This window comes from Ensifer sp. YR511 (assembly GCF_900103045.1).
GTDB classification, from domain to species: domain Bacteria; phylum Pseudomonadota; class Alphaproteobacteria; order Rhizobiales; family Rhizobiaceae; genus Ensifer; species Ensifer adhaerens.
Genome location: NZ_FNGR01000019.1, coordinates 60,425 through 76,335, shown reverse-complemented (window position 1 = coordinate 76,335; position 15,911 = coordinate 60,425). Strand labels below are relative to the sequence as shown.

General features: G+C 62.3%; 12 protein-coding genes and 1 pseudogene. 4 read left to right on the top strand and 9 right to left on the bottom strand.

The features are described from left to right. Window positions 1-120: 120 nt before the first annotated feature. The 3 genes from BLU15_RS25995 to BLU15_RS25985 are packed head-to-tail and all read left to right on the top strand — an operon-like array spanning window position 121 to window position 3,589. Window positions 121-1,488: a uracil-xanthine permease family protein gene (locus BLU15_RS25995; RefSeq protein WP_060521238.1), complete on the top strand. Its 1,368-nt coding sequence runs from the start codon at window positions 121-123 to the stop codon at window positions 1,486-1,488. Beyond that, the gene (locus tag BLU15_RS25990; protein WP_162728687.1) at window positions 1,485-2,885 is read left to right on the top strand and encodes an amidohydrolase; all 1,401 of its coding nucleotides are present in this window, start codon (window positions 1,485-1,487) and stop codon (window positions 2,883-2,885) included. The genes BLU15_RS25995 and BLU15_RS25990 overlap by 4 nt, the downstream gene beginning before the upstream one ends. Then, window positions 2,882-3,589 (top strand): sulfite exporter TauE/SafE family protein, encoded by a 708-nt coding sequence (locus BLU15_RS25985; RefSeq protein ID WP_060521236.1) that lies wholly within the window; start codon window positions 2,882-2,884, stop codon window positions 3,587-3,589. The genes BLU15_RS25990 and BLU15_RS25985 overlap by 4 nt, the downstream gene beginning before the upstream one ends. Before the next feature lie 42 nt (window positions 3,590-3,631). On the opposite strand, the gene BLU15_RS25980 is transcribed toward BLU15_RS25985, so the two are convergent. The 9 genes and pseudogenes from BLU15_RS25980 to BLU15_RS25940 all read right to left on the bottom strand — a co-directional run bounded on the left by BLU15_RS25980 (window position 3,632) and on the right by BLU15_RS25940 (window position 14,313). Beyond that, window positions 3,632-4,876 carry a DUF2325 domain-containing protein gene (locus BLU15_RS25980; RefSeq protein ID WP_176960358.1) on the bottom strand — a complete coding sequence of 415 codons (1,245 nt, stop codon included), beginning with the start codon at window positions 4,874-4,876 and terminating at the stop codon, window positions 3,632-3,634. A gap of 333 nt (window positions 4,877-5,209) precedes the next feature. Further along, window positions 5,210-6,106 (bottom strand): LysR family transcriptional regulator, encoded by an 897-nt coding sequence (locus BLU15_RS25975; RefSeq protein WP_034791732.1) that lies wholly within the window; start codon window positions 6,104-6,106, stop codon window positions 5,210-5,212. A 57-nt stretch (window positions 6,107-6,163) separates the two neighbouring features. Further along, window positions 6,164-7,696, bottom strand: a complete 1,533-nt coding sequence (locus tag BLU15_RS25970) for an ABC transporter ATP-binding protein (RefSeq protein ID WP_090299474.1) — start codon at window positions 7,694-7,696, stop codon at window positions 6,164-6,166. 5 nt (window positions 7,697-7,701) lie between these two features. Then, window positions 7,702-8,634 (bottom strand): ABC transporter permease, encoded by a 933-nt coding sequence (locus BLU15_RS25965; RefSeq protein WP_090299349.1) that lies wholly within the window; start codon window positions 8,632-8,634, stop codon window positions 7,702-7,704. Window positions 8,635-8,713: 79 nt separating this feature from the next. Beyond that, the gene (locus BLU15_RS25960; RefSeq protein WP_090299347.1) at window positions 8,714-9,808 is read right to left on the bottom strand and encodes an ABC transporter permease; all 1,095 of its coding nucleotides are present in this window, start codon (window positions 9,806-9,808) and stop codon (window positions 8,714-8,716) included. Between the two features lie 67 nt (window positions 9,809-9,875). Beyond that, entirely contained in the window at window positions 9,876-10,865 is a 990-nt protein-coding gene (locus tag BLU15_RS25955) for a BMP family protein (RefSeq protein ID WP_162741232.1), read from the bottom strand. Window positions 10,866-10,919: 54 nt separating this feature from the next. After that, a complete protein-coding gene (locus BLU15_RS25950) occupies window positions 10,920-12,215 on the bottom strand; it encodes an amidohydrolase family protein (protein ID WP_090299344.1) in 1,296 nt (431 codons plus the stop codon). 223 nt (window positions 12,216-12,438) lie between these two features. Further along, window positions 12,439-13,231, bottom strand: a pseudogene (locus BLU15_RS25945) (aldolase). A gap of 185 nt (window positions 13,232-13,416) precedes the next feature. Beyond that, complete coding sequence (locus tag BLU15_RS25940; protein WP_034791737.1) at window positions 13,417-14,313, bottom strand: LysR family transcriptional regulator; 897 nt, start codon at window positions 14,311-14,313, stop codon at window positions 13,417-13,419. Window positions 14,314-14,477: 164 nt separating this feature from the next. Here BLU15_RS25940 and BLU15_RS25935 point away from each other — a divergent pair, with 164 nt between their 5' ends. Further along, window positions 14,478-15,869 (top strand): nucleobase:cation symporter-2 family protein, encoded by a 1,392-nt coding sequence (locus tag BLU15_RS25935; protein WP_060521231.1) that lies wholly within the window; start codon window positions 14,478-14,480, stop codon window positions 15,867-15,869. Window positions 15,870-15,911: the final 42 nt, after the last annotated feature.

Here is a 15,911-nt window from a genome sequence, read left to right as displayed (position 1 = left end):
GTCTTCTATCACGCCGATCGCACCGAAGCAAAACGATTTGCAAAGGCGCGATTGTGTGTTAGTGGATGCGCATGCAAAACGATTTGCATAACGGCTTGAGGAGGCCGGGAGGAGGAAAACATGCAGAGTGAATTGAATGGAGTGGTCGAGCCGGTCGATGAGGGGCTGCCGCTTCGCAGCCTGTTCCTGTTTGGCCTTCAACACGTGCTGGTGATGGCCGCGTCTCCCATCACCGCCGTCTTTCTTGTCAGCAAGGCCCTTGGGTTTTCGGACGCGGTGACAGTCTCGCTCATCAGCGCAACCTTTTTCGTCTGTGGCCTTGGCTCGATGCTCCAGAGTTTCGGGCCAAAGGGGTTTGGTGCACGCCTGCCCTTCGTGATGGTGCCGGGAGGCGCGCCAATTGCCATCTTTCTGGCGATCGCCCAGCAGACGGACATCCAGACAGCCGTCGGTGCCGTCATCGTAACGGCTCTCTTTTACTTTCTGGCGCTGCCGGTCTTCCGCAGGCTGCTGCGTTACTTTCCGCCGATCGTCGTTGGAACGATGCTGTTGCTGGTCTCCGTCAATCTTGTGCGCATCTATGGCGTGACCATCACCGGAAAGCCTGGCAGCGAGGGCTTCGCAGCGCCCGTCGAGGTCGGACTGGCACTGATCACCATGATCCTTACAGTCGCTGCCGCGCGGGTCTTTTCTGGAACGCTCCAGCGGCTCGCCGTCATGCTCGGACTGGTCGGTGGTGCGCTCGTCGCGCTCGCCATCGGCCACATGGATCTGTCGGGTGTGTTCACCGGGCCGGTCATCGCCGTTCCGCAATTATTTCCCTTCGGCATGCCGAAGTTCGACCTCGTCGCAGCCATCCCGCTGATCGTGTTCTCGATCATTTCCATGGCGGAGGCGACCGGTCAGACGATCGCGACGGCTGAAATCGTCGGCCGCCGGGGAGATGCCCATGCGATCGTGCCTTCGACCATCCGCGGCGATGCACTGATGTCGCTCGTCGGTGGCCTGTTCGGCACATCGCTGATCATCACCAGCGGCGAGAACGTCGGTATCGTGCGCGCGACCGGCGTCAAGTCTCGCTATGTGACCGCGATGGCGGGCGCCATCCTCGTTCTCATCGCGCTCTTCGCCCCGATTGGCCGGATGGCCACGGCTTTGCCTGAGGCCGTCGTCGGCGGCACGGCAGTCATCGTCTTTTCGATTATTGGCGTCATCGGGATCGACCTCCTGCGTCGCGTCGATCTGCGCGAACATGGCCCCATGTTCACCCTCGCGGCCGCCCTCTCGATGGGTCTGCTGCCGATCCTGGTGCCCGGTGTCTACAGCCAGTTTCCGCAATGGACGCAGATGATCCTCGGCAACGGACTTGCCGCAGGCACGATCACCGCCGTCGTCGTCAACGCCATCTTTTCACATTGGGGCCAAGCCGGACGATCCGAAATTGCGGCGGCGCCCCTGCAATCCACCACTCAAGGAGCAAGCGAGTGAGCGCAATCCGCCAACAACTATCGACCGCCGGCGACCTCATGCTGCGCCCAGGACAAGTTCTTCTGCCGGATGGCCCGCGCACCGGAAAAGCCATCGTCGTGCGCGATGGCGTCTTTCAGCGGATCGATACCGTGGAAGCGATCGCCCGGGACTTCCCCGAGATTGTTCCGATCGACCTGCCCAACCATCTCCTGATGCCCGGTTTCGTCGATACCCATACGCACCTGACCCAGTCGCTTGGCAAGGCCCTCGTCTTTGGAGAACCGTCGGAAATCTTCCGGCGGATCTGGGTGCCGCTGGAAGGCAGTCTCAACGAGCGCATGGTCTATCTCTCGGCAAAGCTTGCCGCATTGGAAGCGCTGCGTGGGGGGTTCACGACCGCCGTCGATGCCGGCACCCGCTCAAAGGGTCATGTCGGCGCTCTGGTGCGGGCTGCAGGGGAGGTGGGGCTTCGCAGCGTCGTCGGCTTTATCTGCAACGATCTTTCGGGAAGTGCGCAGATCGCCGAACCCGGCGTCATCCTGCGCCAGGCGGAAGAGCACGTCTCCACCTACAGGCAGGACCCGCTGATCCATCCCTCGCTGGCGATTTCGATCCCGGAGGCCGCAACTGACGGAATGCTCAAAGCGGTTTCCGAATTGGCAGCCGCGTCCGGGGTGGTGTTCCAGACCCATGTCAACGAACACCTTGTTGCCGTCGAACGCTCGTTGGCAGCGAAAGGATTGCGACCGATCGAGCACCTGGCGCATCTGGGCGTTCTTGGCCCTCAGGTCCTCCTCGCGCACGCGACGCTCGTCACGCCGCATGAACTCAATCTTTTGCGCGAGACAGGAACGGCTGTCGCTTACAATCCCGTCGCCACCCTGTGGAAGGGGAATGCCGTCGCACCAGCCCTGCAAATGGCAGCGCTCGGCATGCGGTTCGGGCTCGGAACGGACGGAACCCGCGCCGACGCGTTCCGTCTGATGGACGCGGCCGAGGGCCTCCAGCGCGCGGGGTTTGGTCTTGCAACGGGGGATTCTTCCTGCGGCGGTGGCTGGCTGTGGCTCGACCGGGCAACATCCGGCGCCGCAGACGCCGCAGGCCTGTCTCATGTGACCGGCTCGATCACCGAAGGTCTTGCCGCCGACTTCCTGCTCGTCGACCTCGATCGGCCCGAGTTCACGCCCTCGCACGATCTGACGTGGGAGCTTGTCCGCTACGGCAATCGCGATCAGATCGACGCGGTCTTTACCAGCGGCCAGCTTCGGCTTTGGCAAGGCTGGCCGATTGATTGGGACGCCCGGGCACTGCTCGAAGAGGTGAGAGGCGAAACGACGACCGCCATTGCCGAGGCGCCGATCCAGCGCATTCATCCGCTCTCCGAAGCACATCGCCGCCTTGGACAATACCGATGAGTTTTGGTCTTCTTGCCGTTCTGGCTGCCGTGACATTCGTTTCGGCCTTCATTCAAGGGGCGCTCGGCATTGGCTTCGCCCTGATCGTCGCGCCGATCGTCGGTATGCTGAAGCCCGATCTTCTGCCGGTGACCCTGCTTTTGCTGATGCTGCCGCTCAATCTGCATGTGGCAGCGCGAGAGCGTGCCCATGTCGACTGGTCAGGCGCGACCTGGATCACGATCGGACGCTTCGCGGGAACGTTTGCTGGCCTTTGGCTGCTGGCAGCGCTTTCGATCGAACAACTGGATCTTGCCGTCGGTGTGTTCACGGTGGTCGCAGCCGTCACCGCGCTCATAGCCCCGCCGTTCACGCCGAACAGGCCGAGTGCGCTCGGGGTCGGATTGTTTACGGGCGTCACCGAAACTGCCACGGGTATCGGCGGCCCGCCGCTTGCGCTGCTCTACCAGCATGCCAAGGCGCCGGTGCTAAGGGCAACGGTGGCCCTTTGCTTCTTCGTCGGCGAGGTCATGTCCCTCGTCGTGCTGGCCATATCCGGGCGCGTTGGGTCAGAGCAACTGCTCGTCGCCCTCTACCTGACGCCGGCGGTTCTGCTCGGAAGTGCGGTCTCAAAGCACGTGCATGGCCGCATCGGCGGCCGCGGTCTTCGGATCGCCGTTCTGGGCTTTGCCATCGTCAGCGGGTTGTTCCTTATCGTCCGGTGAACGACGCTCTCTCGTTAACCGGCCGTCGGCAGACCACCGGAGCTAGAAACGTCCATAGGCGCCGCCGGCGCCGCTGATGGCCGTGAGGAAACTGGCAAGTCCGGCAGAGCGAAGCGGCAGGTATTGTTTTTGCTGCTCGCGGCAAAGGCGTTTGACCAGGCCCACCGCCGTGTGACTGATGTGATCGACCGGAAAGAGGATCGTCGCTGCCTGCCCGACGAGGGCGGGCAAGAGCGTCGTGCTGTCTTCCATGCCTCCGTCGTGGAGGAGGAGGTCGATGTTGCGCACTCTTGCGTAGGCTCGAAGATGATCAAACAGATTGCGTCGGCCGCCGACATAGAGCACGGGGCCGCTGAGCTGTGCGGGCGGCGCGCTGCCGTCGTCTCTGAGCTGAGCTGTGATTGCCGTCTCGAGGGCTTCGTTTTCGCGTAGGACCGCGTAACGCAGATCCTGCATCTGCTCCAGTTCCCGCTGAAGGGCATCGGATTTCTCCTCAGACGCGGCAAGGCGCTGGGCGAAGGCCTCGTTGCGCGTCACGTCCGCTTCGTTGCTTGCGGATAGACCCCTCGTGCTTTTTGCAATGCGCGCCAAGGGTGCGACCGACGCGGCGATTGCTTCGGCGTGGATCGCTCTCTCCTCCAATTGCCGGAGGCGCTGTTGCAGGGCGATCCGCTCATCGGCGGCCGCCTTCAGACGCGTCTCCTGCCGGGCGGTTCGTTCGCGTTCCTGTTCGAGTTCCCTTTCCAGCTCTGTCAGCCGTGCGATGTCGAGCCGACTTGCGCTGCCGACAAGGTGCGACAGCATATGCACTTCTCCGAAGATTTCGCGCATTAGTGCTGGCGATGTTCCCGGATGGCTCATCAGTGCCCAATACGGGCCGGCGATGTCGCCGCGCTCGAAGGAATTGCGCCAGATGTTTCGGAGTTCGTCTTGATCGGCCTGCCGGGGAATGCGCTTGATGCTGCTCTCGTGGCGCTTGTCGAGCGCCTTGTTGAGCAACTTTGCCGCCTGATCCCGTTGACCAGCAAGCCACACGCCTCGACCGTGCAGGGTATGGTCCGTCGCAGTGCGCACATCGTCTTGTCCGGTCCTGATCAGGACCTGGCGCAATTCTCCCGCCGTCAGGCAGGTGCCGATGATCGAGCAATGAAATGTCGAGGCAATGTCCCAGGTCCGCAAGCGATGGGCACTGATCTTGGGTGTGTGGCCATCCGGGGATGCAGCGAAGGACAAGGCTGCGGCAGGCAGGGGGACACCGTGGGATTTGAGACGGGGCAACGTGGGCATGGGCGTTCCGGAGCTAGGGCAGTTGCTGGCACTTCGCGACGCGGCCGTCCGCATTGCACATCCGCGAACGGGCCTTTCATCACAGGTAAACCCAATTATCGTTATATTTCAAGAAATATAATGCTGAGGGAAAACGCGCGCCCGAACGGGAACCACAGAATTCCCGCGCAGTTTTCGTCATTGCGTCGTTCAGCGAACAAACGTGCATGTCTGAAACGGAGCGCTGCCAAGGGGTTTCCCGCACAGCAATTGGTGTGAGTTCAAGCGTTTGCGCGTAGGAGAAAAGTGCCCGGACGGCGCTGGGCAGCGAGACGACCGGCCGTTTCCCAGGCCTCAGACCTGTTTCGCAACGCTGGCGATGAAGGCCGCTTTCAGATGCTCGGCGGCGGGCGAAAGGCTGTGGTGGCGCCGTTGAAGCAAAGAGACGTCACGCATGACGATGGGGTCAATGAGATCGACTGTCGTTACACCGACGGCCGAGGCGAGCTGTCCGGAGTTTTCCGGTAGCACCGAAACGCCCATTCCGGCGGCAATCATGCTGATCGCCGTTGTCGAAAAGCGTACCTCGTACTTTGGCCGGTAGTTCGGCACGACGCGAATGAGGTTGTGCTCGACGATGTTGCGCAAAGGGTTGGAGGCGGCAAGCGTGATTAGCGTTTCGTCCTTGAGCTCGGCCCAGCGCACGGATTTACGCTTGGCAAACCGGTGATCCTCGCGGCAGACGAGCATCAGTTTGTCGCGCAGCAGCGGGGTGGCGGCGATTTCGGGGTCTTCCTCCGAAAGGGTGCCGACGGCGATATCGACCTCGTGGCGCTTGAGCGCCGGGGTTATCTGCTCTTCCGGCATGTCGCGAATGTTGACGGAGATCTCCGGATACTTGTTCAGGAATCTGGCGATGATCGGCGGTACGACCGTTGCGGCAAGCACGATCGCCGCGGCGATCGTCACTTGCCCACGCTTCAGCGAAGCGTTGTCGCGCACGTCGCCAACGGCAAGCTCGAGGTCCTTCATGATCTTGCGCGCCTGGGGCAGGAATTCCTGGCCGACCAGGGTGAGGGAGACCATGCGCGTGTGCCGGTCGAACAGGCGCACGCCGATCTCCCGTTCCAGATCCCGGATGAGGATGCTGACCGCGGACTGGGTGAGATGGAGGTTGCGTGCGGCGATGTTGAACTGGCCGAGCTCGGCCACAGCAATGAAGGCCCTGAGTTGCCGCAGGGTTATGTTCATATACGCGCGGCCTCCCGTTACATCGCTCCCATCAAAGCCTGCCAGACCTCGGCTTGTCTACCCCGCAAGTGCGGCTTGCTCTTTGTTGCCGGCCATGAGCAGGCCGAGTTCGTCGAGACGGGCGCGGTCGGGCGGCAGTTCGCCAAGGATTTCGCCGTGGAACATGACGACGATGCGGTCGCAGATTGCAAACAGCTCCTCGAGTTCCGTGGAGATCAGCAGAATGGCGCGGCCGCTGTCGCGCTGGCGCAGCATCTCCTCCATCACGAACTCCATCGCGCCGATATCGATGCCGCGCGCGAGCTGATTGACGAGGATGAAATCGGGATCGCGCGCCAGCTCCCGCGCGACGACGAGCTTTTGCTGGTTGCCGCCTGAAAGTGCTGCGATCGGCTGGTTCTCGTCCCGGCTCTTCACGCGAAACCGCTTGATCAGGTCGCGGGTGTGCTCGCCGATGACCTTGCGGTTGAGCATGCCCCCCGTCGCGAACGGTTTTTGGTCGTAACGCTGCAGAATGGTGTTTTCGCTGAGCGACAGCGGCAAGACGATGCCGTGCTTGTGGCGGTCTTCCGGAATGTGGGAAAAACGCCTGGCATTGATTTCTGCCGGGTCGAGCCCGGTTATATCGTTTCCGTTGAGAACGACGCGCCCGGAATCGACCGGCAGCAGGCCGGAGAGCGCGAGCGATAGTTCCGTCTGGCCGTTGCCGGATACGCCGGCAATGCCGACGATTTCGCCGGCGCGTACATCGAGGCTCACGCCGCGCACGGCCGGAAGGCCGGTCTCGGCGCGGCAGGTGAGGTTTTCCACCGAAAGCACGATACGACCTGGCGGTTTGGGGCTGCGCGGGAGCTCCATGCGCACCTCACGACCGACCATCATGCGCGCAAGCTCACGCGCATTTGTCTCCCCGACCCTGACCGTATTGACGACGCGGCCGTCACGCATGACGCTGATGCGATTGCTGACCCGCATCACTTCGTCCAGCTTGTGCGAAATGAAGACGACGGTCTTCCCATCCTTCACCAGATCACCCATCAGCGAAAGGAGGCGGTCGGTCTCTTGCGGGGTGAGAACGGCGGTCGGTTCGTCAAGGATGAGCAGGTCGATACCGTGGAATAGCACCTTCAGGATTTCCACCCGCTGCTGCTCGCCGACCGAGAGGTCTTCGACGATTGCGTCGGGACGCACGTCGAGGGCGTAGCGCTCGGAAAGCGCGCGGATCTTTCGGTGGACCTTGTCGATATCGGATATGACGCTGAGCGCCGAACCCTGGCCGAGGATGTAGTTTTCTGCCACGGTCAGGTTCGGTACCAGCATGAAGTGCTGGTGCACCATGCCGATCCGCTGGCGGATCGCGTCGCGTGGGCTTGTAAGGCGCACCGATTGTCCCTTGTAGACGATCTCGCCTTCATCCGGCCGGACCATGCCGCAGATCATGCTCATCAGCACGCTCTTGCCGGCGCCGTTTTCGCCGAGCAGCGAATGGATCTCGCCTTCCTCGATTTCGAGCGAAACGCCGTCGCTGGCGATGATAGGGCCGAAACGTTTGCGGATATTGTCGATGCGCAGGAACGGTTTTGCCGACATGTCGATCACCTCATCTCGTAGGGCTGGCCAAGCTTGCTGGGTGCGGCACCCTTGCCGCGGAAGGCGACGAGCGTGACGATCGTCATGATGTAGGGAAGCGCCTGCAGCACTTGGTAGGGCACGACGATCGATGCCTGCGCCTGGAGCATGAGCTGCAGGGCGTAAAAGAGGCCGAAGAGCAGCGAGACGAAGAAGGCGCCGATCGGCGACCAGCGGGCAAAGACCACGACGGCAAGGGCGATGAAGCCGCGGCCGGAGGTGATGCCTTCGACGAACTGGTTGGCATGGCCAAGCGTGAGGAACGCGCCACCGAGCCCTGCAAGCCCTGTACCGACGAGAACGGCGGCATAGCGGTAGCCGACGACACTGCGACCGGCGACGTCGACGGCCTTCGGGTGCTCGCCGACGGCGCGAAGCGTCAGGCCGAAGGAGGTGCGGTAAAGCATCAGGGTGGCGAGTATGGCGACCAGCACGGTCGAATAGACGATCAGGTTCTGACGGAAGAACGCCTCCCCGAGAAAGGGCAGATCGCTCAGCCAGGGTATGTGGACCGGCTGGGCGATCTCGATGCCCTTGCCGGTCGAAACGTAATAGGTGCGAAAGAGGAAGGCCGTCAGGCCCATGCCGAGCAGGTTGAGGGCCGCCCCCACCACGATCTGGTCCGCCTTGATGGTGATCGTGAAGACGGCGAAGACGAGCCCGAACAGCATGCCGCCGGCAACGCCGGCCAATAGCCCGAGCGGAATGTTGCCGGTGGCTGCGGCCGCAGCGAAGCCGCAGAAGGCGCCGACGAGCATCGTGCCTTCGAGCCCGATGTTGAGCACGCCTGCGCGCTCGGAAAAGACCTCGCCGATCGAGGCGAAGATCAGGGGGGTGGCAAGCCTCCAGGCGGCGCCGACGAGCGCTGCGAGAAAGGTGAGAGAAATCATGTCGTCCATGGGTTCGACCCTCCAGGAATATCGCCAAAGTTTTGTTTTCCCGCGGGCGGTCTACGGCGACGCGGGAGTTTCCATGCTTTCAAGCCACAGTCCTGAGGATGTCGCGCAGCTTTGCGAAGGCGACGACCGAGAGGATGACGATGCCCTGAATGACCAACACCAGGACCTGCGGGACCTGTGAGGTGATCTGGAGGACTTCCGAGCCGGAGCGAAGCGTCGCAAAAAGCCCGCCCGACAGGATTGCCGCCAACGGATTGTTGCCGGCCAAGAGCGCCACCGCGATGCCCTCGAAACCATAACCCGGCGAAATGTTCTGGTAGAGCCGACGTGTGACGCCCGCCACCTCGAAGGCGCCGGCAAGGCCTGCCATCGCGCCGCTGATGCACATCGCGATCATGACGTTCCTGGCGACGTTCATGCCGGCATAGCGGGCGGCATGCGGGTTGAGACCGACGACGCGCAGCGCAAAGCCGCGGCTGCTTCTTCGCAGGAAGATGTACAGCGCAACCGCCAGAACCACCGCAACGAGGATGCCGATGTGAAGCCTAAGGTCGGTTACCAGGCGTGGCGTCCAGGCTTCGCGCACCAGCCTTGCCGATTGCGGATAGGCGGCACTCGCATCGCGCATCGGACCGGTGACGAGATAGCTCGTGAGGATGAGGGCGATGTAGTTGAGCATGATGGTGGTGACGATCTCGCTTGCCTGAAAGCGCACCTTCAGATAGCCGGCTATGCCAGCCCAGGCGGCGCCCGCAAGCGCCCCCGCCAACATCACAAGCGGCGCATGCACCCAGACGGATAGGCCGTCGATGCTGGTGCCGACAAGGGTTGCGGCGATTGCGCCGACATAGAGCTGGCCTTCGGCGCCGATGTTCCAGATCGAGCAGCGAAACGCGACGCACAGCCCTGCACCGATCAGGATCAGCGGCGTCGCCTTCAGGAGAATTTCTCCGACCGAGCGTATGTCCTGGAACGAGCCGAAGACCATGACGGTGACGACGTCGCTGCCGTTGAAGCCGTTGAGCCAGAGCAGCACGGCGCCGAAGGCGAGTGCGACGAGAACTGCCGCGATGGGTGTCAGGGCGCTGATCGCAGCCTGCGAGAGTGTCCTGTAGAAAGCTTGGGCTGCTTGAGAATTCACGGTCTCACGCACTCCCTGGTTTATCTCAGCCATGGGTGTGTCCATTGGTGTGATGCGGGAAGTGGCTGCGGCTGGATATCCCGCCGCAGCATGGAGGCAGCTATTCTGCGCCGGTCTTGATCTCGCCGGCGGCGATCTTGGCGCTGATTGCCTTGACCTCGGCGCGGATATCCTCCGGCACGGAGACCGGACCGTCGTCGCGGAAGGTAAACGAGATGACCTTCGGGTCCTTCAGGCCGAAAACCACGTTCTCCGTGGGCGGTTGGCCTTCCTTGATCGCGCGAACCACTTCGACCACGCCTTGAGCATAGTCGGCGACGTAGAGCCCGAGAATGTTGTTGGGCGCAACCTCGGTAAAGTCGCTGAAGATCGAGAAGGAGCGCACGTCCGGGCCGGATTCGGCAATCGCCTGGTAGCCGCCGACGGTGGCGCCGGAAGCGTTCGGTACGACGAAGTCAGCGCCTTGCGAGATCATGCTGAGCGCCGCTTCCTTGGCGGCGGTCGTATCGGTGAAGTTGCCGATATAGGCTTCGCTGATCGGGAAGTCCGGATTGATGCTTTTTGCGCCGTTCTTGAAGCCGGCGAATGCCTGCTGGATCGGCGGGATTTCCATGCCGCCGACAAGGCCGGCCTTACCGCCCATTTTCGCAGCGATCACACCCATCAGGTAAAAGGGCTGGCTGGTATCGGTATTGAGCCCGATAACGTTGCCTTCGTGGATCGCGCTCGACGAGATCAGGAAATAGGTGTCCGGATAATCGAGCGCGACATCGCGCGCGGCGTCCTGGAACTCAAAACCGTGGCCAAGGATGACCTTGTAGCCCTGGCTCGCATAATCTCGAAACGCCTTTTCGAAGGAGGCCGGGTTCTGCTGCAGCTCGACATAGCTGATCTTGGCGCCAAGCTGTTGCTCAACGCCCTTGAGCGCGTTGTAGCCGATCCGGTTCCATCCTTCTTCGGAAACGCTGCCGGGCACGAGAAGGCCCATCTTGAAGTCTTCGGCGTGCGCGAGGTCCTGCCAGAGTATTCCGGTCAGGGCCATTCCGAGAGTGGACGCAAGCAGCAAACGACGTGAAATTTCAGTTATCATTTCATTCCTCCCATTAGATTGCAGTCCCAATCCCCCCGGAGCAGCCGTTCCCCTTTATGCGTTCTCCTTCAGGCGGATGTTTTCAGTAGTGCTCTGCGAGACCAGGCGCCCGTTCGAAAAGACGGAAGCCCGATCCGGCCCGCCAGCAACCAACGTGTCGGTATCGATGCAGTCGGTAATGACGAAGTCGGCGCGCGCGCCGGGTCTGAAACCGTAGTCCTTGCCAAGCCCCATCAGTCGGGCAGGGGCCGTCGTGATCATGCTGTGCGCGGCTGAGAGCTCGTCCCCGCGCAGATGGCCTGCAAGCAGTGTCCAGCGGGCGATTTCCAGCATGTCGCCCGAGCCGGTCGGAACGAACGGATCCTGGATATTGTCCGAGGCGGTGGCGATGGTGATGCCGGCGCGATGGAGTTCGGCGACACGCGTCAACCCGCGTGGCGGCAGCATCTCGTAGTCGCGGCCCTGTAGATAGAGATTTGCGGCCGGCAGTGTCACCACGCCGACATTCAGTTTGTCCAGGCGCTCGGCTATCCGCTGGAACTCCCGGCGCGGCAAGGCGCTCAACACCGAGACGTGGCTGAAGACGGTGCGCCCCTGCATACCGAAGCGCTCGACGCGTTCGAGTGCGGCGTCGATGAGATGCACGCCGGCATTGAGGTGTTCGTCGAGGTGCAGGTCGATAGGCTTGCCGGATTTCACAGCGGCCGAAAACAGGATGTCGAGGTAGCGCGGCGGGTCCTCGGAAACGGCGGGCGTTCCGCCGACGGCATCGGCGAGCGCAACGGCGCCGTCGATGTTGTTGCCGAGCCACTCGAAGTCTTGGCCCGGATGCGGCGTCATGAAGGCGACGAGCTGAAGCGTGATGCGGTGCTTTTCGGCATCGCGAATGGCGGCCAGCGTCTCGATGCCATGGAAACCGGCATCCTTGTCGACGTTGATGTGGCTGCGGATCGCGGTCGTGCCGCGCGAAAGACATCGCCCGATTGTGCGCGTCGCGCGCTTGTGAATGTCGTCGGGGCCGGCGGTGCGGGCGTATTTCCCAAAGGCTTCGCGGGCGCCCTGGAGCGTGCCGGAGGGATTTGGCGTAAACCGCAGCACCCCCGTCTTGTCGAGATGCTGGTGCGCGTCGACGAAGCCCGGCGAAACGAGCATGCCGGAAATGTCTATGCAGGCGCCGCACGAACCGGTGTCGAGAAAGGGCTCGACGACCGTGATGCGCCCGTCGGCGCCGACGATAATGTCGCTTGCCGACTGCGAGCCGTCATCGTTTATGACGGTGCCGCCCGTGAGGGCGAAGGACTGACCGGGGATCAGTCTTGCGAGCAACGCAGCTGGATTTTCACGTACCATGTCGTCCCCACCTTGTTGTTATGGCGGGAAACTAAGCACGCGCTTTTAATTCAAACAAATTCATTATTTCAATTATTTGATAAATGGATCGTATTAATTGTCGATCGCCAGGCACCGATCGAGCATGGCCAACGTCATGGAAAGAGACGCCTGATCAACTGGTTGACCGGCAATCTGAAACGGGCCGATGCGATCGGCTTTTGGCCTCGGCCCTGGTTTGCATTCAGTGCCTGTATTGCGGTTCCTCGGCGTCGAGTTGCCGGCGGATGGCGGCAAGATGGGCCCGTGCCGACTCCGGGTCACCCTCGCGCATCTGCCGGTAAGCGGCCTCAGCGATCTGTGGGGCGACGGGCAGGACTTCCCGTCCGGTGGACATCGCAAGCACCTGCACTTCGGCCGCCCGTTCCAGATAGTAGAGATCGTCCCAGGCATCGGCGATTGTCGGCGCCAGGACCAGCACGCCGTGGTGTTTCAGGAAGACGATATCGGCGTCGCCCGCTGCAGCAGCAATGCGAGCGCCTTCCCGATGGTCGAGGGCAAGGCCGTTGTAGTTTTCGTCGACAGCGGTGCGTCCGTAGAATTTCAGCGCAGTCTGGCCGGCCCAGATCAAGGGGGCGCCCTCGGTCATGGATAAGGCGGTCGCATACGGCATGTGCGTGTGGAAGGCGACTTTTGCGCGCGGCAGCCGGCGGTGGATTTCGGCATGGATGTAAAAAGCGGTTGCCTCCGGCTCACCGTCACCGTCGATGACGGTGCCGTTGAAATCGCACACCAGCAGCTTTGATGCCGTCAGCTCGCGAAAGGCATAGCCGTAGGGATTGACGATGAAGAGATCGTCATGGCCGGGTACGACAGCCGAAAAATGGTTGCAGATGCCCTCTTCGAAGCCGTTGCGCGCCGCCATGCGGAAGCAGGCCGCCAGATCTTCCTTGGTGCTGCCTGCGGATGGCATCTGTGGAAAGGTTGGGCCGGTTCGACCGTGCCGCTTCGGTGCTGCTTTTCAGGGAATGCGCCATGAGTTGCTCCTGGTTTGGCTTGAGCTGGGAGCGGCGGCCGGCCGAAAGCCCTCCGCGCGCAGCGAAGGCTGCGCCCTGCCTGCCCGCCGTTCCGCGGTCCAGCAGCGCGCCCAGATAACGCCGGAAAATGCGCGTGGTCAAACGCAAGGTCGCGTCTGAATACAAGACGTCTTTCCATGGAAACGTCAGTGCACGGATTTCAGCAGGAAGTCGCGAAACCGCCGGGCGGCCGGAGAGAGGGAGCGCGTGCGTTTCTGGATCAGGCTGACTTCGCGCTTGATGTGCGGCTCGGTCGGCGTGCGCACGACGAGGCCCATGGAGGTCGCAAGCCGTGTGACCGCCGATGTCATGATCGCGACGCCGAGCCCGCCTTCGACCATGCCGATAATCGTCAGCGGCAAGGCCACCTCCTGCATGGCCTTGTCGAAGGGCAGCACGATACCGTTGCGTGCCAGCTCGTTTTCGAGGCGGTCCCTGATCGGATTGCCGCGGTGCGGACCGATCAGCTTGCGGTCAACCAGGTCGGTCCAACGAATTTCACGCAGCCTGACCAGCGGGTCGTCCGGATGAAGGACGATGAGGAATTCGTCGGTCGTCAGCCGGGTACCCATCAATTCGGTATCGTCCTCCGGCACGGTTCCGATCCCGAGGTCGACCGAGCTGTTGGTCACCTGTTCCAGGACGGCGATCTCCGCCACGTCATGAAGAGCGACAGTGATATCGGGGTAGAGCCGGGTGAAGGCGTTGACGAGCTGCGGCAGCATCAAAGCCGCCTGCACGGTGCCCGCTGCAATCGAAACCTTGCCACGTCTCAGCGCATTCAACTCGCGCGAGCTCTCCACCATGCCATCGATGTCGGCGACGGCACGTGCGGCAACCGGCAAGATGTCCATGCCCGCCTGCGTAAGCCGCAGAAGACGTGTATGCCTGTCGAAGAGACGCAGCTTCAAATTCTGCTCCAGCTGCCGAACCAGCGTGCTCACCGCCGACTGCGAGGAGCCGAGCCTGTCGGCGGCCAGGGTGAACTGCCCCAGATTGGCTACGGTGACGAAGGCTCGAAGCTGTTTCAGCGTGATGTCCATGCCGGTCCATTCATTCAATTACTATATGAATAAATATGATTGTGCCGATTGTTTGCTGATTTGGCCAGCCGCATGATCCGCTTTGTACGGCGTGCGGTGACCAGATCATGAGGCCGAAGTTGCCCTCCCACCGCGCCGGAAGCTGTTCGCTGGGAGGAAAGCGAATGCATAAATCCGATACGACTGATCCTGTCGAAAAAACCTACCCGATCCCAAGTTTGATGGCCCTTGGCCTACAGCATGTTCTCGTCATGTATGCCGGAGCGGTCGCCGTGCCGCTCATTGTCGGCAGCGCACTTCAATTGCCCAAGGAACAGATTGCGATGCTCGTCAGCGCGGATCTCTTCTGTTGTGGCATCGTCACCCTCATCCAGGCGCTCGGCATCTGGAACATCGGCATTCGCCTGCCGATCATGATGGGGATTTCGTTCACCGCCGTACCCTCGATTATCGCGACGGGCACCAATCCCGATCTCGGCATGCCGGGCGTCATCGGCGCGGTCATCGGCTCCGGGGTGTTCACGATCCTGGTCGCGCCGTTCTTCGGCCGCTGGGTACGGTTCTTCCCGCCTGTTGTCACCGGCACGGTGATGCTGGTGATCGGCCTTTCGCTGATGCGCGTCGGGGTAAACTGGGCGGCAGGTGGCCAGCCGATGATCAAGGGTCCGGACGGCATGATCCCGAACCCGGCCTACGGCGCGCCGTTCGCGCTCGCCGTGGCTGCCATCGTGCTCATGTCGATCCTGCTCCTCACCCGCGTTCTCAAGGGCTTCATGGCCAATCTTGCGGTCCTGATCGGGATCGGGATCGGCTTCGTGGTCGCGATCGCTGCCGGCAAGGTGGATTTCCACGGCGTTGCCGAGGCCGACTGGGTGCGCATCATTCACCCGCTCGCCTTCGGATGGCCGATCTTCGAGTTCTGGTCGATCCTGTCGCTCTGTGCGGTCATGACGGTCATGATGATCGAATCGACCGGCCAGTTCCTGGCTGTCGGCGACATGGCCGGACGCAAGATCACCGAGGCAGAACTGACCCGGGGTTTGAGAACCGACGGTGTCGGTAACATCATCGGCGGCCTGCTCAACACCTTCACCTATACGACCTATGCGCAGAACGTCGGACTGCTGCAGATCACCGGCGTGCTCAGCCGCTTCGTGGTGGCAGCGGGCGGCGCCATCCTGATCCTGCTCGGCTCGCTGCCGAAGGTTGCCTTCGTCAGCGCATCGATCCCGAGCTATGTCGTCGGCGGTGCGGCAATCGTGATGTTCGGCATGGTGTCGGCGACGGGGGTGAAGATCCTGTCGAAGGTGGATTTCGTGGCCAATCGCCGCAATCTCTACATCGTCGCCGTCAGCGTCGGCCTCGCCATGGTGCCGGTCGTTGCCGAAAACATCTTCGATCAGCTGCCGGCGGCGATCGAGAAGTTCCTGCACAGCGGCGTGCTCGTCGGCACCTTTGCGGCGGCACTGCTCAACATTCTCTTCAACGGCGTTCCGGCGAAAGAGCCGGAGGAGGCCGAACTCGCGGACGGAGCGCCGGCTGCCGACCCTGCCTAGAGAACAACACCATTAGTCCGGCGGCCGCGCGCCGCCGGAGCC

What these genes read in the sequence shown, in the direction of transcription:
- BLU15_RS25995 (WP_060521238.1), top strand. Translation starts at nt 121, where the DNA reads ATGCAGAGTGAATTGAATGGAGTGGTCGAGCCGGTCGATGAGGGGCTG.
- BLU15_RS25985 (WP_060521236.1), top strand. Translation starts at nt 2,882, where the DNA reads ATGAGTTTTGGTCTTCTTGCCGTTCTGGCTGCCGTGACATTCGTTTCG.
- BLU15_RS25980 (WP_176960358.1), bottom strand. Translation starts at nt 4,876, where the DNA reads ATGCCCACGTTGCCCCGTCTCAAATCCCACGGTGTCCCCCTGCCTGCC.
- BLU15_RS25975 (WP_034791732.1), bottom strand. Translation starts at nt 6,106, where the DNA reads ATGAACATAACCCTGCGGCAACTCAGGGCCTTCATTGCTGTGGCCGAG.
- BLU15_RS25970 (WP_090299474.1), bottom strand. Translation starts at nt 7,696, where the DNA reads ATGTCGGCAAAACCGTTCCTGCGCATCGACAATATCCGCAAACGTTTC.
- BLU15_RS25965 (WP_090299349.1), bottom strand. Translation starts at nt 8,634, where the DNA reads ATGGACGACATGATTTCTCTCACCTTTCTCGCAGCGCTCGTCGGCGCC.
- BLU15_RS25960 (WP_090299347.1), bottom strand. Translation starts at nt 9,808, where the DNA reads ATGGCTGAGATAAACCAGGGAGTGCGTGAGACCGTGAATTCTCAAGCA.
- BLU15_RS25955 (WP_162741232.1), bottom strand. Translation starts at nt 10,865, where the DNA reads ATGATAACTGAAATTTCACGTCGTTTGCTGCTTGCGTCCACTCTCGGA.
- BLU15_RS25950 (WP_090299344.1), bottom strand. Translation starts at nt 12,215, where the DNA reads ATGGTACGTGAAAATCCAGCTGCGTTGCTCGCAAGACTGATCCCCGGT.
- BLU15_RS25940 (WP_034791737.1), bottom strand. Translation starts at nt 14,313, where the DNA reads ATGGACATCACGCTGAAACAGCTTCGAGCCTTCGTCACCGTAGCCAAT.
- BLU15_RS25935 (WP_060521231.1), top strand. Translation starts at nt 14,478, where the DNA reads ATGCATAAATCCGATACGACTGATCCTGTCGAAAAAACCTACCCGATC.